Raw genomic sequence first — 22,323 nt, forward strand, 5'->3', positions numbered from 1 at the left:
TTAATATATTTAACAAATCAAAAAGAGGCCGCCGTGAGAACCCAAGCCAAAAAGAAAACGACAAAAAATACTTCCCGATATTCAAAACCTGAAAACACAGCAAAAAACAAAATTTCTACTAAAAAATCTCCCGCACATTCCGGAATAAAATTAAAAGATACCCCGATTAAAAATACTCCGACTAGAGATACTCCGACTGATGAAAATTTCGCCATTCCTCATTTGGAAATAGAAGAACTCGCCTATAACGCAAAACTGAGCCCTATTCATTATCAGCCCACGGAAGAAAAAAAAGCTCTTTTGGGTTCACTGCAGCCCATTGAAGGGTTCAAGCCTGAAATTCTCGCACCTGCCGGTGACAAAGCGTCTTTTTTGGCAGGGCTTGCCGCAGGAGCCGACGCGGCCTATGTGGGATTAAAAAACTTTTCCGCCCGTGCCGGAGCCGACAATTTCAGCATTTCCGAACTTTCACAAATGGTCAATCTCGCCAATGAATACGGAAAAAAAATCAATGTCGCTTTCAATTCGCTGGTGAAACCCAATGACATTCCGGCGGCGGGACGGCTTTTTAAACGGCTGGCGCGGGATGCCAAACCGAACGCCCTCATCATCCAAGACGCAGGACTTATCGATATTGCGCGCCAAGCAGGCTTTGAAGGTGAAATGCACCTTTCCACCCTTGCCAATATCACGCACCCGAAAGCATTGGAAAACGCCTATAACTTAGGAGCGGACCGGGTCATTCTCCCAAGGGAAATCAATATTGACGAACTCAGGCTTATTGCGGAAAACTGTCCTGAAAATTTAAGTTTGGAACTCTTTATCCATGGGGCATTATGTTTCTGCGTATCCGGACGCTGCTATTGGTCCAGCTACATGGGCGGAAAAAGCGGACTGAGAGGGCGCTGCGTACAGCCCTGCCGCCGTGTGTATAAGCAAAAATCCCGTGAAGGGCGTTATTTTTCAAGCCAAGATTTTTCTCTCGATGTTCTCGTCAAATCGCTTCTTTCCATTCCGCAGCTCAACTGCTGGAAAATTGAGGGTAGAAAAAAAGGTCCGCACTATGTTTACCATACGGTTTTAGCCTATAAACTTTTGCGTGACGAAGGAAACGCAGCCAAAAAAGAAGCGGAGAAACTTCTCGGAATGGCGCTCGGCAGAAGAAGCACCCATAGTCTTTTTCTCCCTCAAAACGAACAAGCAGTCACAGCGCCGGAAGAAAATACGGGCTCAGGACTTTTAGTGGGCAAAATCCAATTCGATATTGTGGAAGAAGCGAAAAGCAGCGCAAAAAAACAAGCGCAAAAAGATAAAAAAGCAAATAAAAATCAAAGCAGGCAAAATCTTTCCCTGCCTTATTTCAAACCTCGTATTCCTCTTATTCCGAAAGATCTGCTCCGTATCGGCTATGAAGACGACACTTGGCATTCAACCGTAAGCGTTACCCGCGCCATTCCCAAAGCAGGCACATTCACCATAAAAAGCGAACGCCACAAAACCCCGAAAGCGGGAACCCCGGTTTTTCTCATTGACAGAAAAGAACCCGGACTTATCGCGGAATTAAACACATGGGAAAAAAAACTGGATGCCGCCAAAGCCGTAAAAAGCAGTGCCGTGGAATTCACTCCCAATTTGCCCAAACCTTGCCGCGCGCGTAAACAGCTCAATATCAACGTGCGTATTTCCCTTCCGCAAGGCAAAGAAACAAAAGCCGCAAGAACTTCATTGACCGGCTTATGGCTCAGCCCGAGCACGGTACGCGCTGTATCAAAAACCCTTGCGCCCCGCATTTCCTGGTGGCTTCCTCCTGTCATTTGGACAAACGAAGAACATATCTGGCAAAAAACCATTGCCGAAGCCATTAAAAACGGAGCCTTGCATTTTGTTTGCAATGAACCGTGGCAAATCGCCTTTTTCCAAAACTACCCCGCTTTCACCGCACGTTTTGAAAATTTCGGACAAGAAACAAAACAGGAAAAAGGCAAACCGAACAGTCCGGGCAGTAAGATAAAAGTTCCGAGAGGCGGAAAAAACAATCAGACGCAAACCATGTTTTCCTTGACTGCCGGACCATTCTGCAATGTGGCGAATGCCGCAGCCATAGCCCTTTTAAAACGCATGGGGTTTGATAACGCCATTGTGAGCCCGGAATTGTCCAGGGATGATTTTCTTTTGCTTCCGCGCCAGTCTTCCTTGCCTTTAGGTGTTGTTTTGGAAGGCTTTTGGCCCATGGGGCTTTCCCGCCACGACCCCGCATACCTAAAAAGCAATATCCCCTTTGAAAGCCCGAAAGGCGAACAGTTTTGGACCAAAAAATACGGGCAAAACCTTTGGATATATCCCGCTTGGCCTATGGATTTGTCCGGACACAAAACCGAACTTGAAAAAGCCGGTTACAGCTTTTTTGTCAAACTTGAAGAACATTGCCCCAATGAACAGGAAAGAAAATCCAGCGAATTTAACTGGAATAACGCATTATTATAAGAAATTCCTCCTTACGGAGGAATTTCTCATCCCTTTCTGCGTTTATATTTGTAAAAAATATCCCGTACCGTTTTAAAAGGCTTTTCAATTTTCCGTATGAAAGGACGGCTGTCCCTCTTCAATTTCAATAAGCTCCTATACCAAGCAAATTGAAGTAAAAACTTCTTTCTTTTATTGTTCGCCGACATTTTCCTATACGGACCGCTTTGCCGTATCGCCAGCAGCTCTTCCGCAAAAACCGGAACTTCTTTCGCCATATCCCACCACAAATCAAGATTGGGGTAATAAAAAAACGTATAATCGTCCGCAACCCTGAATCCGTCGCTGTCCCACGGTTTCACGGAATAATGGATAATTTCGGGCGAATCCAAACCGTCATAAAACCCTTCACCCGCAAACGCTTCCGGCTGTTCTTTCCATTTTTTTTTAATTTTTTCCGGCGATACCGTATTGTGCCACATCAAATTCCACCTATACGGCAAAATTTTCACTTCGTCTTTAAAAACCGCGTTCAAGGCATCCTGGTCCGGACACAAGACCTGATACGCATTCAAAAAACGCATGACTTTTTCCTGTATGTTTTCTTTCCGCCAATTCTCCATATCAATCAGCATGACACCTGAATTGAAATAGCAAAAATGCCGTTCAAAAGAATATTCCCCCTCCCCTTTGGAACATTTCAGCCTATGTTTCAACTGCGGAAAATTCGGAACGGCTGCAAGCGTTTTACCCCCCAAATCCTGCACCATGAAAGCGCGGATATCCGTATTCACCAGCGTGTCGCCATCCAAGTAAACGGCACGTCTGACATTTAGGGGCAAAAATTGCGCTGCCATTATCCGGTAATAGGCAGAAAAATTTTTCCGCCAACGCGGAAAATCAAGAAAAAGCCTGTCGTCAAGAAAATGCAGTTCAACGGATACGGGATAAATTTCCTTTAACTGTTTTTCCAGTTCATTGATTTTCTGTATTGTTTCCTCTGAAAGAAAATCCGTCAAAATATGAAAGCAATATGCTTCTTCGCACGCTTCATCCGCATTGCCGGCACATAAAACAGTACGCCCCCGTTCCTTATACGAAACGTTTTCATCCGTATTTCTGACTATGCTTGTCATGCAAACGCAAATATAAGGAATATATTTTTCATTTCCATTAAAAATAATATGATACATGCCATCCTCGTTTGTTTAACGCATCAACTATACCGAGTTACAGGAAAATTGCAAGAAAACTCCCCCTTGGGAACGGGAAACGCCCTTCAAACTCTTTTCTTTACATTTTACAAAATTACACCTATACTTCATCTTCATCATTCACAAAAAGGAGCTATCCATGGCTTACGATATCCGTTTAGTAAAAATCGTCACAGGCGAACTCACAATCGGTAAATACGACGCAGAAGCGAAAGCGCTTACCGAAGTCGCCATTATGCAAACCGTTCCTTCCCAGCAAGGCGGCGTACAAATCATGCTTCTTCCTTATGGTTATCCATTCGAGCAAGAATTTTGCGGTAAAATCGAAGAAAAGCATTTTCTCTACGTGTACTCAAAAGTTCCGCAGGAAATTACGGATAAATACCTTGAAAACAGTTCAAACATCACGTTGAAATCCGGCGGATTGGATCCGAATCCTTCCAGCGGCATTATTTTATAATTTTTTAACGGTATCATTTTGAAAGTGAGAGGAGTTTCCTCTCATTTTCCTATTAAAAAGGGTTGTTATGCGTGAAATTTTAGCCTTGCTGCCGAAACCGAGCCGTTATCTGGGCATTGAAGAAGGTGCTGCCGAAGTTGATTTATCCAAAACACGGCTCCATACGGTTTTGGCGTTTCCCGACATGTATGAAGTCGGAATGTCATATTTGGGGCATAAGATCTTATACAGCCTTTTAAACAACCACCCCGAAATCACTGCCGAACGGGTTTTCACCCCCTGCCGTGAAGCCGCCCAAATTTTACGTGAACACGGTATCCCCCTCGCAACCCTTGAAAGTGACACCCCTCTCGCCAAAACGCACCTGATCGGCTTTAGTATCACTACCGAACTTTGTTTCACCAATCTTTTATATATGCTCGACTTGGCGGATATTCCCCTGCGCGCGGAAGACAGGGGCGATGATTTGTTCGCCTACCCTATAATCATGGCGGGGGGAGGCTGCACCATCTGCGCCGAACCTGTCGCACCGTTCATGGACATCATGGCGCTTGGCGAGGGTGAAATCATGATGCCTCCGCTTATGGAATTATTGATTGAAGCCCGCCGGAAAAAATGGACAAAAACACGATTTTTGGAAGAAGCGAGCCGTATTTCCGGAATTTATGTTCCGCGTTTCTTTGATTTGAATGCTGACGGAAGTTTGACTCCGAAATTGAGCGGCTACACGAAAATCAAACGCCGTGCGGTGGCTGATTTAAAAGACGCCCGTTATCCCGACAAACAAGTTGTTCCTTTCGGGGCGGTTCACAACAGGCTTTCCCTGGAAATCGCCCGGGGCTGCACAAGAGGCTGCCGTTTTTGTCAGGCAGGCATGACGCTCCGCCCTTCACGGGAAAGAAATGTTGAGGAAATAAAAGGCATTTTGGACTCTTGCCTTGCAAAAACAGGTTTTGACGATGTTTCTTTTCTCGCTTTGTCTTGCGGCGACTTTTCCATGCTCAAACATTTATTTTTAGATTCCGCCGAAAAATGCAAAAAAGAACAAGTTTCCATATCCCTGCCATCTTTGCGGGTCGGCTCTGTGGACGGCGATATCATGCAAGCCATGGCGGGTATCAGAAGAACGGGCGCAACCCTCGCTCCCGAAGCAGGCAGTCAAAGGCTCCGCGATGTCATCAACAAAGGCGTTACCGAAGAAGCCCTTATCCACCATGTCCGCCAACTGGTCGGTTATGGCTGGCAGCAGGTAAAACTCTATTTCATGATCGGACTGCCCACAGAAACCTATGAAGATTTGGACGCCATTGTCGAACTTTGCAAAAAGGTGCGTGATTGCTGCCGCATTCCCGATGAAAAAGGCTATATCGAAGGTCCCCGCATAGCAATCACGGCAGCCCTTTCCCCGTTTGTTCCGAAAACCCACACGCCTTTTCAGTGGGAAGCGCAAATTTCACTGGAAGAAATGAAAAACCGCATTTTTTATTTGCGTGACCAGTTCAAAAAACAAAAAGCCCTTGTCATGCGTTGGCACGAACCTGCCATGAGCCACCTTGAAGGCATTATTTCCCGCGGTGACAGGCGGCTTGCCCCTTTTATCGAATGCGCATACAAGAAGGGCGCAATCTTTTCCACATGGGTTGAGGGTTTCAGCCTTGAACCATGGTATGAAGCAGCCAAAGAATGCAATATTAATATTGAGGAATGGACAGGAAAAAGGGATATTTCCGCCGCGCTTGCATGGGACCACTTGGAAACGGGAGTAAGCAAAGAATTTTTGCTCAAAGAAAGAGAACGCGCCCTGCAAGAAAAAATCACGGAAGATTGCCGTTACCATGCCTGCCGAAATTGCGGCGCATGCGATACGAAGGCAGGTCCTTCGCTTCTCAAAGAAGACGGGGACGGTCCGCTGCAAACGAAACTCAACCAAACAAGCAGAGATCAGATTGAATTCGGTGAAATCCCGGCTCATAATCCCAGCCAAAAAGCGGAAGCGCCGCATATTGCCGACAGCCTCAAACAAAAAGCCGTCCGTTACCGTATTTGGCATAGGAAATTGGGACAAGCGGCTTTTTTAAGCCAACTGGAAATACAAGCTCTTTTCGATAGGGCAATGCGGAGAGCTAAACTGCCCTTGGCGTTTTCCCAAGGCTTTCACCCCATGCCACTGCTCACATTCGGCATGGCGCTGACAACAAGCATAGAAAGCGAAGCGGAATGGTTCGCCATAACCCTGCGAACCCGCATGAAAAAGGAAGAAGTTGTCAAAGTGCTGAACCCCCATATGCTGCGCGGCATGGAAATCACCCATATAGAAGAAATGCCCCTTACCGGAACAATAGGAAGCGCCGTCAGGGAAACCTTCCTTTTAGGGCATACGCGCTATGATAATGAAACCATTTGGAACCGTATGGAGCAATTTGCCCTGCAAAAAGAAGTCATGCACAGCAAAACAAATAAAAAAGGCGTATTGAAATCCCGCAATATCCGCCCTGTGCTCATTGCATACGAAAAGGCTGAACACCCTGATTTTGCCGTGAAAATGACCTTGTCTTGGGAAGAAGGCTATATTTCTCCCATAACCTTCAGCCAATTCATTCTTGAAAACAGCTCGGGCGCGGACATAAAAATCCGCAAGACAACACAGTATTTTGCATAACCCGCTTTTTTACTGATTAATTAATAATATCGGAATAACTTTTCAATCCATAGAGGGGGACTGCGGTTGTCACAGCCCGGATAAGGGCTTTTTCCATCACCAGCGTGCTGAATACGCCCAAGGCGTTGATATCCGTTTCTTTCTGTCCTAAACTCACGGTATAGACAGTGTCGCCGTCCGCCATGGTATGCACCGGGCTGATGACGCGGGCGAAAGCGTTATGCGTCACAGAAGAAATTTTTGCAAGACCTGCTTTGTCAAATCGGGCATTTGTAAACACAATGCCCAGTGTCGTATTGGCAATGCTTTCTTTTTGCGCAAAAATATTTTGCTCTTCTTTTGACAAAAATTTTAAAAATTCCGTCTGCACAGTTCTTTCAGCTGAAAAAGATTTTTTATCGGGTGCTAAAAGACCTGCTATTTTTTGTCCTGTTTCGGGAATAAAAACATCCCCCAAAGCATTTAATACAACGACGGCACCAACCTGTATTCCGTTGCATTCCGCGGCATACGCGCCAATTCCCGTTTTCATGGCATATTCCATACCGCAAATTTTTCCGGTGCTCGCGCCTATGCCCGCACCGACACAACCTTCTTTAAAAAAATCATTACGGGCATTTTGGCAGGCTTCATAAGCCATTTCCCGAGTGGGACGGATATAAGGACTTCCCACAGCCAAATCAAAAATGCAGGAATGGCAGACCAAAGGAACCCTCGTCACACCGACATCAAAGCCAATACCTTGTTCCTCAAGATACCGCAAGACTCCTCCGCTCGCATCCAAGCCAAAGGCGGAGCCGCCGGAGAGCACAAGGGCATGCAGCCCGCCCGCTCCCCTTTGAGGGTCAAGCAAAGGCGTTTCACGGCTCGCAGGTCCTCCCCCGCGAATATCACAGCCGACCGGGCTAAGTTTGTCAAAAAGAAATACGCTTACCCCCGTGCCTCCTTCGCTGTCATGAGCATGTCCTGCTTTAAATCCTTGAATGGCAAAAAGGGGAATTTCCTGTATCTTCATGATATTTTTTCTTTTATGGTTTGGCAGGTCCGTTTTCCTCACTTCGCTTCATTGCTGCTCCGCATGGGAAAACACATAGGTATCCTTGGCGACGAAACTGCAGACAAGAGCGAGAACGGCGCTCAATAAAACAAGCCCGCAAGCCATTTGATACGAACGTACCGTATCATAGCCAGCCTGCGCTGAATAGGTTAAAATTTTCCCGAACCATATTTGCGTCAAAGCCGTCCATAGGGGATAAAACATGTTGAACAAACCGAGTGCCGTACCGGTCAGCTCTTTCGGACAGATTTCCTTCACCATGGTATTGCAGATATTGGAACCTGAAACCCCGCACATGAACATGATGCCCAAAATGACAAACATGACGTAATTCAAATGTCCCGCGGCGAACACGAACAAGAAACAAGGAACTGCATAAATCACGGTGATCAGGATAAGGACCTTTTTCCTGCTGCGGAAAACCATGTCAGATAAAAAGCCTACGGAAAATTGAATAAAAATAAGACATGTCCCGCCAATGGAAATAACGGAAGAAAGCTGCATGAAACCATAGGAGGAAGTTTTTTGCATGTATTCGATAAACCAAAGATTTATCATCATATAAATGGAACCGGTCGCCACCATCTGCCATAAGCACATAGGCCAAAAATGCTTATTTTTCACAACAATCAAAAGCCCTTTCATCACCCCTTTGAATGTTGCTTTTTCTTTTTTGGGCGTCTGATAAGGGGAAATTTCCGGAATAAAGAAAAACCAGCAAAAGGTCAGCCCTAAAATAATCGCAGCCATAAGAAGCATAGCACCGCGCCACGTCAGAATTTGCGTGACAAACAAAAGCGGGGTCGCGGCTAAAACCGGTCCCAGTTCGCTTATGCCGCACAATATGCTGTTCGCCCTCGCGAAGGTCTGCGGGATGAACCAAAGGCTGAGCATGGTAATGGAAATAACGGATAAGGATACCCCTACCCCGATAAAGAAACGGGAAATAATCACCTGCGTCTGTGTTTGGGAAAAAGCGAAACAAAGGGTTGAAAAACCTGCAATCAAGGTAAAAATAATTAAAATTTTCCGAGGTCCGAAAGCGTCTGCCAAAATTCCGGCAGGCAGCTGCATGAAACCGTAAGAAAACATGGTTGCGGCGCTGACGTATCCGATATTCTGCGGTGTGAAAGCAAAATCAAGTGCCATGTAATCGACAAGCACGGTAGGACAGCTTCTTGACAAGAGGCTGAGCAAATACCCGACAGCACAAAGAATCAGAACAAAATAACTTTTTCGCATTCCGCACCCCAAAGACGATTAAAACTCCACTACCCGCCCGCTCTGCGCCACTTCTTTCAATAAAGCCAATGCCTCACCGGCTTCTTTTTCTTCAAGCACGCGAAGGGCGAAACCGGCATGAACTATCATGTAATCGCCAATTTCAGGAGGATTTTCCAAAAGCATGGTGGAAACGGTCAGATATGTTTCTCCCTCGCCCACACGGACTTTCGCCATATCGTCTTCCAAAACTTCCGTAACGCATACGGGAACTGCTAAGCACATAATCGCACCTCATTTTCAAATGGATAATTCCTTATACTTCTTTTCTTATCCTCTGACAAGCAAAAGCCCCATTAACCCGTTTTTATTTTTATTGCCAAAACAAAAAAAATAGTCTATTTAAATAAACGCGGGAAAATATATGATATACAAAATACCTATTGATATTTTCATAAAGATACTTGACACGTTGGGCGCACTGACCCTTTTTCTTTTTGATGCAGTTATTGCCACCAAAAATGTCCGTCACCTGTTAAACAAAATTTTCAATCAAGTTTTCGTCATCGGGGCGCAATCGATCTTCGTCATTTTGCTCATCGGGATTTTTACCGGTCTTGTGCTCGGACTGCAAGCTTTTTACGCCATGAGCATGTTTGAAGCGCAAGGCATGCTCGGCTCACTCATTTCTTTGACCCTCATCCGTGAAATGGGTCCTGTCCTAACAGCCATCATGGTTGCGGCAAGGGCGGGAAGCGCCATGACAGCCGAAATCGGCGTTATGCGTATCAGCGACCAAATCGACGCTCTTGAAGTTATGGATATTCATCCTATCGGCTATCTGGTCAGTCCCAGATTATGGGCGGCGCTGATTTCTTTTCCTCTGCTCACGGCGATTTTCAACATCATCGGACTTATCGGCGGTTATTTGTCCGCCTGCGTCCTTTTAGGGCTCAACAGCGGACGCTATATGTCCGGCATAGAATCTTCCGTAATGCTGAGCGATGTGAACGGCTGTATGCTCAAATCCCTTGTTTTCGCCGTTATCGTTATTTTAATCTGCTGCTACCAAGGCTATTTCGTGCATGACAGAAAAGACTCCAAAGGTCCTGTCGCTGTCGGAAATGCGACGACTTCCGCAGTTGTCACAAGCTGCGTATTGATTTTAGTTGCCGACTATGTTCTCAGCTCCATTCTTTTATAGGAACCATTATGAATTCGTCATTACAAAAAGCTTGGGATATTAAAATTGAAAATCTCTCTTCCGGCTATAAAGACGTTACGGTTATAAAAAGCATGAACGCCCATATCCCCGCACAAAAAATCACGGCTGTTTTGGGTGAATCAGGCTGCGGCAAAACAACGCTCATAAAAACTTTTTTAGGGCTTATTCCCATTAAAAGCGGAAAACTTTTTTTTGCGGATAAAGACGTGACAGCTCTCAATGAAAAATCGTTCCGTATCATGCGCAGGCGGTTCGGCGTTCTCTTTCAAGACGGCGCTTTGCTGAGTTCCCTCAATTTGCTTGACAATGTCGCCCTTCCTTTAATGGAACATACCAAGCTTTCCAAACAAACCATCAGGAAAGCCGTGCTTGAAATCCTTGATCTGGTGGGATTGAAAGACGCAGCCTACCGGTATCCCAGTGAGTTGTCAGGAGGCATGCGAAAACGCGCAGGGCTTGCAAGAGCTATCATCACAGAGCCCCCCCTCCTTTTTTACGATGAACCGACCTCCGGACTTGACCCGATCACGTCCCTGCGGATGGACAGGCTTTTGCTGGATATGCAATCTTACTATCAGCATATGACCACTATCCTCATCACCCATGACATGAACAGCGTAAGCCGCGTTGCCGACCATATTCTGCTTGTCAAAGACGGTATCGCCCACTTCAACGGCACAAAGGAAGACTTTTTCTCCTCTTCCGACCCCTATATCAAAAATTTTCTGGAACAGGAAGAAACGCAAAAACAAAACCATGTGCTTCCGGATAATCCGGAAGTGCGCCAAGCCCTTGATGCATGGCTCGAAAGTTAAACACATTAAGAAAAATATTTTGAGGTAATCATGGTAAAAAAACAAAGCGCTGTCGGAATATTTGTTTTAATCGGCCTTATCTGCCTTGGCTATTTAACCGTAAAACTGGGGAAAATGGAAATTCTCGGAAGCAACACCTACACCGTTGAAGCGCAGTTTTCCTCCGTCCAAGGGTTAAGAAACGGTGCGAACGTTGAAATTTCCGGTGTCCAAGTGGGACGTGTCAGCGCCATTGAGCTTGACACGGAAACATATACAGCCAAAATCAGCATGAAAATCAACAATACCGTTGCGTTGAGCGAAGATACAATGGCGGCGATAAAAACAAGCGGGCTTATAGGCGATAAATTTGTGGAACTCACTCCGGGAGGCTCTGACGAGCTTTTAGCCGAAGGGGCATATATTACGGATACAGAACCGCCTGTCGATTTAATCGCCCTCATTTCAAAATACGTATTTGGGAGTTTATGATGTATAAAGTAATCCTATCCTGTTTATTGGCATTATCGGTTTCCGTCTGCGCAGCCTTTGCCGACCCTGGAACACCGAAACAGCGTGTTGAAGACGGCAGCGCAAGAATTTTCAATCTCCTTTTGCAGGAAGAATTTCAAAATCCGCAAACAAGACCGAACGTATTGAAAGAAATCGAAAAAGAGCTGATCAGCTTCTTTGACTTTGAAGAGTTTGCGACCCGTACTGTCGGACCTAAATGGCGCCAGTTCACTCCTGAACAAAAAAAACGCTTTACTGAAGCGTTCACCGAATTGCTTAGAAATTCCTATATCGACACGCTCAATTCCTATAACGGGGAAACCCTCGCCTATGTCGGCGAAGTCCGCTCCAAGGACGGTAAAAAAGTTGAAGTCCATACGCTCTTTAAAGGACAGGAAAAGGATTATCCCGTATCATTCCGCATGATTGTAAAAAACGACATTTGGGTTGTCTATGATGTCATCATCGAAGGAATCAGCATGATTAAAAATTACCGCGAACAATTCCATGATATTTTAATCAAGGCAAGCCCGGAAGAGCTCATCACCCGTATCAAACAAAAAGCAAACGATAAGAAAAACGAAATCGGAACCAAAGAAAAAAACAAAGACACAGATAAAAAATAAATAATGAAAACACATATGCCAAAAATCCTTTTCACATTTTTTTTATGCGCGGCATTTTGCGTAAGCAATGCCGTTGGTTTTTCCTTTGCGAAACAGTTGATTATCCCACCTGAAGTCATTGTTTCCGAGGATTATTTCGATGATGATTATTTTGATGACGAATACGAGGACGAGGCTTCTTTTGTTCCGCATGATGACACGTTCAGAGCGTGGAACACGTTTTGGCACAATATCAATGATTATGCTTTGATGCGTGTTCTGAAACCGGCCCATAACAAATACGGCGACATCACCACCCCGGAAATCCGCACGGGTTTCAAAGCGTTCCGTGAAAACATAAAAACCCCGAAACGCATGTTAAATGCTTTTTTACAAGGAGATGTCGATCAGTTTTTTATTGAAATCGGGAGATTTATTGTCAACACGACAACAAGCCTGGGCTTTGTCGATGTGGCAAGCGTCAACAACAAGCCCCTTTCCCCTTATACCCCTGAAAATCTCCGCTTCGGCTACACGCTGGCAAAATGGGGCTTTCCGGAAGGAGCGTATTTTGTCATTCCTTTTTACGGACCTTCCACGATCCGTGAAACCGTCGGCACCGGGGTTGATGTGTTCAGCAACGCTTTCGACTATCTCATAGCGTGGTATGTCTATACCCCGACGGAACTTTTCTTGGCTTTCAACGGATTAGACGATTTTATTCCGCCTTATGAAGCAATCACCTCCCATGCCGTAGACCCGTATGTGGCGCTTAGGAACGCATATTTGGAAACTCTCTACCTTTCAAAACCCATTGTTTCAAAACCGAAAAAGTAAGGAGCTGTCATGCAAAACAAAACCGTCAATACTTTTCCCGTCACATGGGAGCAAGTTCACCGTGACGCTTTGCGTTTAGCCAATAAGCTGAAAGAAATACAAAAATTTGACGCAATCCTTGCCGTTTGCCGGGGAGGGCTTGTGCCCGCCGCCCTTATCGCACGGGAACTCAATATCCATGTTATTGACACTGTTTGCTTTGATACCAATCAAAATCAAGAACATATCATAAAAATTTCTTCTTTGCCCGACAAAAACCTGCTTGTCGTCGACGATATTGTAAATACCGGAAACACGGCGAAAACGGTCCGCAAACTCTTTCCTGCCGCTCATTATGCCAGCCTTTATATCAAGGAAGACTATAAAACGCTTATAGATTCGTATATCACAGCAGTAGACCAAAACACATGGTTTATTTTTCCATGGGAACATGAGTAAATGAACCCTAAACTGCAGTCACGGATTTTGGCTTGCCTTGCCGTTTTATGTTGGATTTTGCTTTTTCATTCACAGACAAATCTTATCATTATGGCAAGCGCCATAGCGTTTTTAACCTATCCTTTTTTTCAGCGGCTCAACAAAAAATTCAGCATTTGGTTTTCTGTCGGAATTTACTATGCCTGCCTCGCCCTGCTTTTTATCATTCCCATTGTCCTGATTACGGTTCTTGTCACTCCGCAGGCTGTCAACGGCTATAAAACCATTCTCCTGTGGGTCGATAAAGGATTGGAACTACCCCCTGTGGCTGAACAATATATCAATCATGTTTACATATGGCTGGACGCCATTCCCGGCTTTCAAGACCTGCAAAGTTCCACTGCGGAAATAAGCGGAACAATAAAACGAAACCTTTCCAAATTCTTGCAGCTGCTTTTAACGGGCGGTATCAGCTTTGCCGGCAGCACCATAAATATTGCTCTGCAGCTTTTTTTGATTATTTTCCTTGCCGGGCTTGCCGTTGTTTATGCAAAAACATGTTACAAACTTGCCGTCAGAATCACGGGGCTTCCGCAAGAGTGTATCGACAGGTTCATCATCGCCCTGCAACGAGCTGTGCGCTCCATTTTTTTGGGAATTTTCTTTGTCGCTTTCGTGCAGGGAATTTTAACAGGTATCGGATTTTTCATTTTCGGCGTGAACGATGCGGCTTTTTGGGGATTGGCAGCCATGATTTGCGCCGTCATTCCGATTTTGGGAACAGCCCTTATCTGGATGCCTATCGCCATTACGGTTTGGGTCGGCGGTTCTTTTTACAGCGCGCTCGGCATTGTGCTTTGGGGCATCATCATTGTTGCGGGGGCTGACAACTTTTTACGCCCTTATTGCCTTCAAAAGGGCATAAAAACATCCATCATCGTTTTATTTTTCGCTATCATATGCAGTATCATCGCTTTTGGCCCGATCGGGCTTATCCTCGGTCCCACCCTTGTGGCACTTGGCATTCAAGCCGTGGAAGAAAGCGATTATTTATTGCGGAAAGCGGAACATATGGAATAGAAGCGCTTACCCTTCTTAATGACCCGCAAGAATTAAATTCCATAAAAAAAGCAGGACATTCGCCCTGCTTTTTCGGTATTAGAAAAAAAGCCAAGCTAAAAATAATCCAAGTCAACGGCGGAATAGCCGTTTCCCATCATCAGCTTCACATACTGCACGCTCCGTTCATTGACCGGCAAAATAGGAAAAACATTCTGACAATTTTCACACTTCACAGAACGCGGGCTCGTGGGTGAAATCAACACATTTTTTTGCCCGCAGTGAGGGCATTCATAAACGAAAATAAGCTCCAAACCGCTTGGGGCAACCGGTTTCACAATATCCATATCATCCCCTCTATATCAAAGACCGGCCGTCCATTTCCGCCGGTTTTTCTTGTTTCCAAAGGGCAAGCAAGGTCGGGGCGATATCTCCGAGCTTTCCTTCTTTTTCGGTCTTAACCGACCCTGTTCCGCTGAGTATTAAAAACGGTACTTTGTTCATGCTGTGGGCTGTCTGCGGTTTGCCTTCACCGTCGAACATTTCTTCCACATTGCCATGGTCAGCGGTTACGCAAACATACATATTTTCCCGCAAAGCCGCTTCAATGATTTTTTTCGCGCAGGAATCAACCGCTTCGCACGCCTTTACCGCTGCGGAAAGATTGCCGGTATGCCCGACCATATCGGGATTTGCCAAATTGCAAACAATAAAATCAAAGCGAGAACTCCGTATTGCCGCCACAAGTTTATCCGTAACTTCAAAAGCGCTCATTTCCGGCTTCAAATCATACGTCGCAACGCTTTTGGGAGAATTTACCAAAATTCGCTCTTCGCCTTGAAACGTTTCTTCCCTGCCTCCGCTGAAAAAATAGGTGACATGCGCATATTTTTCCGTTTCAGCGATACGCAGCTGCTTCAAGCCGTGTTTCGCAACCCATTCCCCCAAGGTATTGGGCAAAACATCTTTGCCAAAAGCCGCGGGCAGAGGCAAATCCGCTTCATACACCGTCATGGAAGCCATAGAGGTTAGCGGAACAAATTTTCTTTGAAAACCGGAAAATTCCTTATCGAGAAAAGCATGCGCAAGCTCCCTCGCCCTGTCCGCCCTGAAATTGAAAAAGAAAATTCCGTCGCCGTTTTGGACGGTCGCTTCTTCTTTTGCCAAAAGCAAATGCGGTTCTATGAACTCATCGGTAATTTCTTTCGCATAAGAAGCGGATAAAACTTCTTCGGCGGAAGAAGCGGTATCCGACACGCCGTCGACCAGCATATTCCAAGCTTTTTCCACACGTTCCCAGCGCTTATCCCTATCCATCGCATAGAAGCGCCCGCAAATGCTCGCCAATTTGCCGCCATACTCATCCATGGCGCTTAAAATTTCCTGCACATAATGCATGCCGGACGTGGGCGAAGTATCCCTTCCGTCCGTAAACGCGTGCAAATAGACAGGAACATTCTGTTCTTTCGCCAAACGGAGCAGCGCTTTTATATGATTGATATGGCTGTGCACGCCGCCGTCGGAAAGAAGCCCCATCAAATGCAGGCGTCCGTGCTGTTTTTTGATTTGTTCACAAAGCCTAAGCAAAACAGGATTGCGGTAAAAATCGCCATTTGAAATAGCAGCGTCAACAGCTTTCATATCCTGCAAAACAACTCTTCCCGCCCCGATATTCAAATGCCCGACTTCGGAATTGCCGATAAACCCGGCAGGAAGCCCGACCGCTTCGCCCGAAGCTTCAAGCCTTGCCAAGTTACTGTCAGCCAACAGCGCATCCAGATAAGGCGTGTTCGCGAGTTTCGCGGCATTTCCGGCACTTTCTTCCGCAAGCCCGTAACCGTCCAAAATGAGCAATAACGTCTTAGGAACAGCCCCCATACTCATACCTTTTTCGCCCTTTCGGAAAGAACGACGCTTTCCGCCTCACGCCACAAATTTTCCAATTGGAACAATTCACGGGTTTCTTCCTGAAAAATATGCACGACAATATCATTCAAATCAACAAGAACCCAAGTTCCTGCCTGATACCCTTCTGTTGACAAAATTTCAAATTTCTCTTTTTTGCTTTCCATGATGATATGGTCCGCCAAGCTTTTGGCATGACGGGCGGAACTTGCGGAAACGATGACAACAATGTCCGTGACAGCGCTTTTCACATCCAACACTTTAATATCTTTAGCTTTGCCCTCGACAAGCCATGTATAGACATACTCGGCTTTTTCCTTAACGGGCAGAAGCGAAAACTTTTTTTCTTTCGCCATTCCTATTCTCCAAGGGATTTTTTCCCAGTTTAGCAAAATTTTTCCACAAGCACAAATAACATTTTTGTAAATTTTTTGTTCCCTATCCGCTTTATCTTGACCTTGCAAAAAAAATGATGCATAAAAAAAATAACTTTTGTGAAAGGTATGCTGTAAGGAGTGGATTAATTATGATGTTTCAACAAGATTTAGAAACCTTGCCAAGAGAAGAATTAAAAGAGCTGCAGCTGAGAAGACTGCAAGATTTATGCGCGCGCCTGTATGCGAACGTTCCATTCTATCAAAGAAAATTTGACGAAATTGGAATTACGCCGAAAGATATAAAATCCCTTTCTGACATAAAATACCTTCCTTTTACGGAAAAACAAGATTTGCGTGACAATTATCCCTACGGCTTATTCGCCATGCCTAAGGAAAATATCGTCCGCCTGCACGCCTCAAGCGGAACAACGGGAAAAGCGACGGTGGTCGGCTATACCCACAGGGATATCAACAACTGGGCGAACTGTATGGCACGATCTTTCGCATCCGTCGGGCTGACCCAAAAAGACATGATACATATCGCCTACGGATACGGACTTTTTACCGGAGGACTCGGAGCGCACTATGGGGCTGAACAGCTTGGCGCCGTAGCAATTCCGATGTCAGGAGGCTCCACCAAGCGTCAAATCCAGCTTATGCGCGATTTTGAAGCCACAGCCCTTTGCTGCACTCCTTCCTATGCCCTATACCTTTATGAGGCAGGGCTTGAATCCGACATCAATTTTAAAGAACTTCCTTTGCGTATCGGTGTTTTCGGGGCGGAACCATGGACGGAAAACATGCGGCACGAGATAGAGGAAAAACTTTCCATCAAAGCGTATAACATTTACGGGCTTTCCGAAGTCATGGGTCCAGGAGTCGCCTGTGAATGCGAAGCGAGCGCCAACGGACTCATGCATATCCAAGAAGACCATTTCTACCCTGAAATTATCGACCCGATAACCGGAGAACAGCTGGAAGACGGCGAAGAGGGCGAACTTGTTCTCACAACCCTCACCAAAGAAGGCGTGCCGCTTCTTCGTTACAGAACAAGGGACATCACTTCCATCAACACAACGCCCTGCGCCTGCGGCAGAACCTTTAGAAGAATCAACCGCCTGAAAGGACGTTCCGACGACATGCTCATCATTCGCGGCGTCAACGTGTATCCGCAGCAAATCGAGGGTATCATCATCGAAGCGGAAGGAACGGCTCCTCATTACCAAATCATCGTCACCCGCGAAGGCGCGCTGGATACTGTTGAAATTTTAGTGGAAATCGCAGAAGGAACCTTTACCGATACCATTAAAGGCTTGCAGCAACGCGAACAGAAAATTCAAAAGACAATCAAGGAATTTCTTGGGGTCACAACCAAGGTTCGCCTTGTCGAGCCCAAAACAATCGAAAGGACCGACGGCAAAGCGAAACGGATAATCGACAAACGTTAATAATGATAGACTTTCATATTGAAATCAATGAGCAACTCCCCCCGGCTTCCGCTGTTTTTTACGCAAAAAGTTTGGGACTGCGCGCTATCGCCCTTATTGCCGATACAGACCATATCCCTGTTTCGGCAGAAGCAATCCGAAACGGGAATACGCAGAAAGCCATAAACGCCTCACCGCATATCGCCTCGCTTTTGGAAACGCAAAAATATATCCATGAGCTCGCTGTTTATTATGATATGCAGGTGATTTTCGGAATACAGCTGCGGCATGTTCCGCCCGCTCTTCTTGAAACGGCTGTTGCGTTTTACCGCTCCATTAACATTCCTTTCATCGGCGTACACGGGGAAAGCATTTCCGACATTGTGGAAAAGGGCACTAATTTTTCCGCAATAAGGGCGAAAGCGGATATTCTTTTCAATGCGGGGCTTATTGACGAAAAATGCGTGGAACTTGCCAAAGAAAACAATGTGTTCCTTGAAGTTTCAACCCACCCGAAACACGCTTACGCCAATACGCATTTGGCAAAGCTTGCCGATAAGCACGGGGCGAAACTCGCCCTTGGAAGCAAGGCGCGCTCACTGCATGAAATCCATAGCCCTGAAATGCAAAGGATGATTTTAAAAGGGGCTTGCGTAGAAAAGGAAAACAGCTATGAATTATTACAAAAAATCCAATAAATTTAAAGGAGTACAATATGGCAGAATGTCCAAAATGTAATGGTTCCGGAAGGCAATCCTGCGGTGTTTGCTGGGGCGGGCAAAGACAAATTCTTTGCATGGGCTGCAGCGGACGCGGTTACATCAAACATGAAGACGGCACCAAAGAAACTTGCAAACGCTGCAACGGTGCAAAATTTTATATTCCATTAAGCTGTCCGAAATGCGATAACAGCATACCATGCCCGCACTGCAACGGAACGGGAAAAATTTAATCCTATCTGTTTAACATTAAAAAATGTGGGAATAGTTCCCACATTTTTCTTTTAATATTTTCATAAGAAAGAAAAGAGTCTAAGAAATCATCCCCAATAAAGCGATACCCATTCCCCGTCTTTCATATCTGTTTCCTGCCGAAATTGCCGTGCCTTGCCCATTCTTTCATAGGCTTTTTCCAAATCAGCGACTTGTATTCCTAAAAATCCTGATAAAATAAGCATATGGTTCGGGCTTACCGCATTAATAATATCCTCCGCCATTTCCCGCAATGGCTGGGCTAAAATATTTGCGATAACGACGTCAAATTGCAGCCCTTGCACTTTCTCAATGCTTCCCAGTCCGACAGTAAAATCTTTCACGGAATTTAACACGCAGTTTTCCTTTGCGTTATCCACAGCCAAAGACTCAATATCCAACCCGCAGCCCGTCAGCCCGTAATGCGTGCACGCAATGCCCAAAATACCCGTGCCTGTTCCCAAATCCAAAAAACGCTGACCTGCGCGGATTTTGCCCTCATGATACAAAGCGGTTATGGCTTTCAAACACAAAACGGTGCTGGCATGATGCCCTGTTCCGAAGGCTGATTTCGGCTCGATGATGATAGGATAAAGCTTTTGGGGATTTTCATAGCTTTTTGCAAGCCAAGGGGGCAAAATAACAAAATCTCCCGCTTCAATGGGCGTAAAATATTCTTTCCATGCATTGGTCCAGTCAGCCTGCACGATTTTTGAACGCAAACACTGTGCTTCCGGCAAGAAATTTCGTATCTGAACCGCAAGGGCATTTAAAAGCTCCCCGTCCTCGCAATGCAGCGTCAATTTTATCTGCCCCGTGGCGAGGCTTTCCTCTTCCCAGCCGTAACTGAGGGCTTGACCGACAAGTGCTTCCGCAAGAGCGAAATCTTCCTCTTCAACAAGAATTTCCAAGCGTTCAAGATATTTTTCTTCTGTATCCATACTGTTTTTCCTTATTGAGGAAGAAGCCTTACTTCATCGATTCCGTCCAACTCTTCCAAAAGCACGTCGATCTGTTCGCTTTTTGCCGTATTCACCTGCTTTCCGACATACGCGGCATAAATAGGCAGTTCCCTATGTCCCCTGTCCACAAGCACGAGTAAATCAATGGAACAAGAACGCCCGTAATCCTGCAAAGCCTCAAGCGCCGCCCTTACGGTTCTGCCTGAATATAAGACATCATCAATCAAAATCACCCGTTTTCCCTCAATGGAAACCGGAATATCCGAAGCCGTCAGTTCGGGAATTGCGGCAAGCGAAGTCCAGTCATCCCGGTACAAACTGATGTCAAGCGTTCCCTGAATGACTTTCCTGCCTGTTTTTTCAAACAAGATATCCGCCACTCTGTTGGATAAGTACACACCTCTGCGGACTATCCCGACTAAAACAACATCGTCCAAATTTTCGTATTTTTCCAATATCTGATACGCCAAACGCTCTAAAGTACGCGCCATTTCGTTTTTATTCATAAGAACTTTCATAACAACTCCTGTACGATGCAAGGCAAGCACCATAATTAATTGTACCCGAACACAAAATTATTGCAATGAAATTTTAGCAAGAATTTTATCAGAAAAAAATAACATGGTTAAAACCATGCTTAATCATTGGAAAATTAAATTCCATATCCGGAATAATCAAAATTCCGACATTGACAAATCCGTATTTGCAACCTATTTTAATAATACAAACATTCACGCATAGTGCGTTAGAGGAAAAAAGAATGATTAAATTATCAGAAAATGCCAAAAAAGAACTTGATGCTTTTTTCGCAACAAAAGAAAAAAGCACCATTCGTGTTTTTTTAGCTCCCGGCGGCTGACGCGGTCCTAAATTATCTTTGGCTCTGGATGAGTCCAAATCAGATGATACAACAGTGGAAGCAGAAGGATATACATTCTGCATTGAAACAAGCTTACTTTCACAAATTGGTGGTGCGACCATCGACATTACCTATTTAGGCTTTACTGTCGAACCTGAAATTCCGCTCAACGCGTCCGGTTCTTCCGGCTGCTCCAGCTGCAGCAGCGGCGGTTCCTGCTCCATCTAATTTATTTCAATGTATTCCCACAGCTTTTTGTGGGAATACCTTTATGACGCTATGATTGAAATCAGTTTAAACGCCCGAAAAGAACTGGAAACTTTCTTTTTATCCCAAGAAAAACAACCTATCCGTCTTTATTTAGCCCCGGGAGAGCAAAGCTCCAGACTGGAATTTATTTTGGATTCTCCGACGGAAGGGGACGAAGTTATCGCCGTGCAGGATTTTGTTTTCTGCATTAATGCTGAATTATTGAAAAAATGCGGCGGTATTCATATTGATGTCACTGATGATACGTTTATCGCAGCCCCCCGCATTCCTTTTCCGAAACGAAGCGCTTGTTCCGGAACAAGCTGCGGTACGTGCGGTTCTTCCTGCAAAAAATAGAGATAAAAAGGTTTGAAAAATGAAATGCCCTTTTTGTAATTCAATTCTTGAAAACGGATACTGCAAATCCTGCGAACGACAAATTCATGAACTTTATCGTCATCCCAAAAAAGCGGAACACGAAGAAAAACCTGAAAATGAAGAAGTGATTGAACCTGAAATCGTTGACGAGGAAGAGACCAATTCCCAGCGCGCTTATCGTAATTTCCGGCAATCTCCTCTTTTTACCCAATATGCATTCACAAATGTCAATATGCACGATTCCTGCCTTACCGGCATTATCAGCTTCGGACTTATCTTTTTCGTTTTTCTGCAAATGGGTTTTTTAGCCGCCTTAGGCTTCGCATTTTTCACGTTTATCGGAAAAATCATTTCCTTGATCATTTCCGTAAAAAGCCTTTTAAAAGGCAAAATCATATCCCCTATCATGCTCGATGTCGCCATTTGGATTATTTCCTATTGCCTTGTGACATGGCTTGCATGATTTAAACATAATCAAAACTTACAGCTAATATCATAATTATATTGCCATATAAACATAAAACAGCCCGGTCCATTCGGGCTGTTTTATTAATTTTAATTGCACTCGCCCTTTTTTTCCCTATTTTCAATCCGTTTCCTGTCCGGCAGTACCCTTTTATGCATACTTGCAGATTAAATCTTGACTAATTCAAATAATCTGCCAATATTAC

The 22,323-nt window shown here is 45.1% G+C and carries 25 protein-coding genes; 16 read left to right on the top strand and 9 right to left on the bottom strand.

What is annotated here, in order from left to right; genetic code table 11:
* Window positions 1-300 precede the first annotated feature (300 nt).
* Window positions 301-2,484, top strand: coding sequence for a peptidase U32 family protein (locus JBF11_RS04675; protein ID WP_334316314.1), 2,184 nt, complete (start codon window positions 301-303; stop codon window positions 2,482-2,484).
* Between the two features lie 26 nt (window positions 2,485-2,510).
* Here JBF11_RS04675 and JBF11_RS04680 read toward each other — a convergent pair whose 3' ends face one another.
* Entirely contained in the window at window positions 2,511-3,656 is a 1,146-nt protein-coding gene (locus JBF11_RS04680) for a glycosyltransferase family 8 protein (protein ID WP_334316214.1), read from the bottom strand.
* 160 nt (window positions 3,657-3,816) lie between these two features.
* Between JBF11_RS04680 and JBF11_RS04685 the strand changes: the two genes are divergently transcribed.
* Both JBF11_RS04685 and JBF11_RS04690 read left to right on the top strand, forming a co-directional pair.
* Window positions 3,817-4,137, top strand: a complete 321-nt coding sequence (locus tag JBF11_RS04685) for a hypothetical protein (RefSeq protein WP_334316215.1) — start codon at window positions 3,817-3,819, stop codon at window positions 4,135-4,137.
* Window positions 4,138-4,204: 67 nt separating this feature from the next.
* Window positions 4,205-6,796, top strand: a complete 2,592-nt coding sequence (locus JBF11_RS04690; protein ID WP_334316216.1) for a TIGR03960 family B12-binding radical SAM protein — start codon at window positions 4,205-4,207, stop codon at window positions 6,794-6,796.
* Window positions 6,797-6,812: 16 nt separating this feature from the next.
* On the opposite strand, the gene JBF11_RS04695 is transcribed toward JBF11_RS04690, so the two are convergent.
* From JBF11_RS04695 to JBF11_RS04705, 3 genes are read right to left on the bottom strand one after another with little or no spacing between them, the layout of a single operon-like run.
* Complete coding sequence (locus tag JBF11_RS04695; RefSeq protein ID WP_334316217.1) at window positions 6,813-7,811, bottom strand: P1 family peptidase; 999 nt, start codon at window positions 7,809-7,811, stop codon at window positions 6,813-6,815.
* A gap of 48 nt (window positions 7,812-7,859) precedes the next feature.
* Window positions 7,860-9,095, bottom strand: a complete 1,236-nt coding sequence (locus JBF11_RS04700; RefSeq protein WP_334316218.1) for an MFS transporter — start codon at window positions 9,093-9,095, stop codon at window positions 7,860-7,862.
* 18 nt (window positions 9,096-9,113) lie between these two features.
* Entirely contained in the window at window positions 9,114-9,359 is a 246-nt protein-coding gene (locus JBF11_RS04705; protein WP_334316219.1) for a HypC/HybG/HupF family hydrogenase formation chaperone, read from the bottom strand.
* A gap of 139 nt (window positions 9,360-9,498) precedes the next feature.
* Between JBF11_RS04705 and JBF11_RS04710 the strand changes: the two genes are divergently transcribed.
* The 7 genes from JBF11_RS04710 to JBF11_RS04740 are packed head-to-tail and all read left to right on the top strand — an operon-like array spanning window position 9,499 to window position 14,545.
* Window positions 9,499-10,278: an MlaE family ABC transporter permease gene (locus JBF11_RS04710; protein WP_334316220.1), complete on the top strand. Its 780-nt coding sequence runs from the start codon at window positions 9,499-9,501 to the stop codon at window positions 10,276-10,278.
* Window positions 10,279-10,286: 8 nt separating this feature from the next.
* Complete coding sequence (locus tag JBF11_RS04715; RefSeq protein ID WP_334316221.1) at window positions 10,287-11,114, top strand: ABC transporter ATP-binding protein; 828 nt, start codon at window positions 10,287-10,289, stop codon at window positions 11,112-11,114.
* Window positions 11,115-11,144: 30 nt separating this feature from the next.
* Window positions 11,145-11,585, top strand: coding sequence for an outer membrane lipid asymmetry maintenance protein MlaD (mlaD, locus tag JBF11_RS04720; RefSeq protein ID WP_334316222.1), 441 nt, complete (start codon window positions 11,145-11,147; stop codon window positions 11,583-11,585).
* On the top strand, window positions 11,582-12,232 hold the full coding sequence (locus tag JBF11_RS04725; RefSeq protein ID WP_334316223.1) for an MlaC/ttg2D family ABC transporter substrate-binding protein: 651 nt from the start codon (window positions 11,582-11,584) through the stop codon (window positions 12,230-12,232). Before mlaD ends, JBF11_RS04725 begins: the two co-directional genes overlap by 4 nt.
* 15 nt (window positions 12,233-12,247) lie before the next feature.
* On the top strand, window positions 12,248-13,048 hold the full coding sequence (locus tag JBF11_RS04730) for an MlaA family lipoprotein (protein ID WP_334316224.1): 801 nt from the start codon (window positions 12,248-12,250) through the stop codon (window positions 13,046-13,048).
* Window positions 13,049-13,057: 9 nt separating this feature from the next.
* Window positions 13,058-13,486 (top strand): xanthine phosphoribosyltransferase, encoded by a 429-nt coding sequence (gene gpt / locus JBF11_RS04735; protein WP_334316225.1) that lies wholly within the window; start codon window positions 13,058-13,060, stop codon window positions 13,484-13,486.
* On the top strand, window positions 13,487-14,545 hold the full coding sequence (locus JBF11_RS04740) for an AI-2E family transporter (RefSeq protein WP_334316226.1): 1,059 nt from the start codon (window positions 13,487-13,489) through the stop codon (window positions 14,543-14,545). It begins immediately after the preceding gene.
* Window positions 14,546-14,640: 95 nt separating this feature from the next.
* Here the strand turns inward: JBF11_RS04740 and JBF11_RS04745 are convergent, their stop codons facing one another.
* Genes JBF11_RS04745 through rsfS form a run of 3 tightly spaced genes read right to left on the bottom strand, consistent with a single transcriptional unit; the run spans window position 14,641 to window position 16,785 of the window.
* The gene (locus JBF11_RS04745) at window positions 14,641-14,871 is read right to left on the bottom strand and encodes a hypothetical protein (RefSeq protein ID WP_334316227.1); all 231 of its coding nucleotides are present in this window, start codon (window positions 14,869-14,871) and stop codon (window positions 14,641-14,643) included.
* A gap of 10 nt (window positions 14,872-14,881) precedes the next feature.
* Window positions 14,882-16,402, bottom strand: a complete 1,521-nt coding sequence (gpmI, locus tag JBF11_RS04750; protein WP_334316315.1) for a 2,3-bisphosphoglycerate-independent phosphoglycerate mutase — start codon at window positions 16,400-16,402, stop codon at window positions 14,882-14,884.
* Between the two features lie 2 nt (window positions 16,403-16,404).
* Window positions 16,405-16,785 carry a ribosome silencing factor gene (gene rsfS, locus JBF11_RS04755; protein ID WP_334316228.1) on the bottom strand — a complete coding sequence of 127 codons (381 nt, stop codon included), beginning with the start codon at window positions 16,783-16,785 and terminating at the stop codon, window positions 16,405-16,407.
* 170 nt (window positions 16,786-16,955) lie between these two features.
* Between rsfS and JBF11_RS04760 the strand changes: the two genes are divergently transcribed.
* Genes JBF11_RS04760 through JBF11_RS04770 form a run of 3 tightly spaced genes read left to right on the top strand, consistent with a single transcriptional unit; the run spans window position 16,956 to window position 19,185 of the window.
* A complete protein-coding gene (locus tag JBF11_RS04760; RefSeq protein WP_334316229.1) occupies window positions 16,956-18,254 on the top strand; it encodes a phenylacetate--CoA ligase family protein in 1,299 nt (432 codons plus the stop codon).
* A 2-nt stretch (window positions 18,255-18,256) separates the two neighbouring features.
* A complete protein-coding gene (locus tag JBF11_RS04765) occupies window positions 18,257-18,931 on the top strand; it encodes a histidinol phosphate phosphatase domain-containing protein (protein WP_334316230.1) in 675 nt (224 codons plus the stop codon).
* A 17-nt stretch (window positions 18,932-18,948) separates the two neighbouring features.
* Window positions 18,949-19,185, top strand: a complete 237-nt coding sequence (locus JBF11_RS04770; RefSeq protein WP_334316231.1) for a molecular chaperone DnaJ — start codon at window positions 18,949-18,951, stop codon at window positions 19,183-19,185.
* 87 nt (window positions 19,186-19,272) lie between these two features.
* Here the strand turns inward: JBF11_RS04770 and JBF11_RS04775 are convergent, their stop codons facing one another.
* A complete protein-coding gene (locus tag JBF11_RS04775) occupies window positions 19,273-20,145 on the bottom strand; it encodes a 50S ribosomal protein L11 methyltransferase (RefSeq protein ID WP_334316232.1) in 873 nt (290 codons plus the stop codon).
* Window positions 20,146-20,156: 11 nt separating this feature from the next.
* Window positions 20,157-20,684: a bifunctional pyr operon transcriptional regulator/uracil phosphoribosyltransferase PyrR gene (gene pyrR, locus JBF11_RS04780; RefSeq protein WP_334316233.1), complete on the bottom strand. Its 528-nt coding sequence runs from the start codon at window positions 20,682-20,684 to the stop codon at window positions 20,157-20,159.
* 242 nt (window positions 20,685-20,926) lie between these two features.
* Between pyrR and JBF11_RS04785 the strand changes: the two genes are divergently transcribed.
* Genes JBF11_RS04785 through JBF11_RS04795 form a run of 3 tightly spaced genes read left to right on the top strand, consistent with a single transcriptional unit; the run spans window position 20,927 to window position 22,115 of the window.
* Window positions 20,927-21,253, top strand: a complete 327-nt coding sequence (locus JBF11_RS04785; RefSeq protein WP_334316234.1) for an IscA/HesB family protein — start codon at window positions 20,927-20,929, stop codon at window positions 21,251-21,253.
* Between the two features lie 51 nt (window positions 21,254-21,304).
* Complete coding sequence (locus tag JBF11_RS04790) at window positions 21,305-21,631, top strand: IscA/HesB family protein (RefSeq protein ID WP_334316235.1); 327 nt, start codon at window positions 21,305-21,307, stop codon at window positions 21,629-21,631.
* A 19-nt stretch (window positions 21,632-21,650) separates the two neighbouring features.
* Window positions 21,651-22,115 (top strand): hypothetical protein, encoded by a 465-nt coding sequence (locus JBF11_RS04795; RefSeq protein WP_334316236.1) that lies wholly within the window; start codon window positions 21,651-21,653, stop codon window positions 22,113-22,115.
* Window positions 22,116-22,323 lie beyond the last annotated feature (208 nt).

Origin of the sequence: Taurinivorans muris, from assembly GCF_025232395.1 — a bacterium.
GTDB classification, from domain to species: Bacteria; Desulfobacterota; Desulfovibrionia; order Desulfovibrionales; family Desulfovibrionaceae; genus Taurinivorans; species Taurinivorans muris.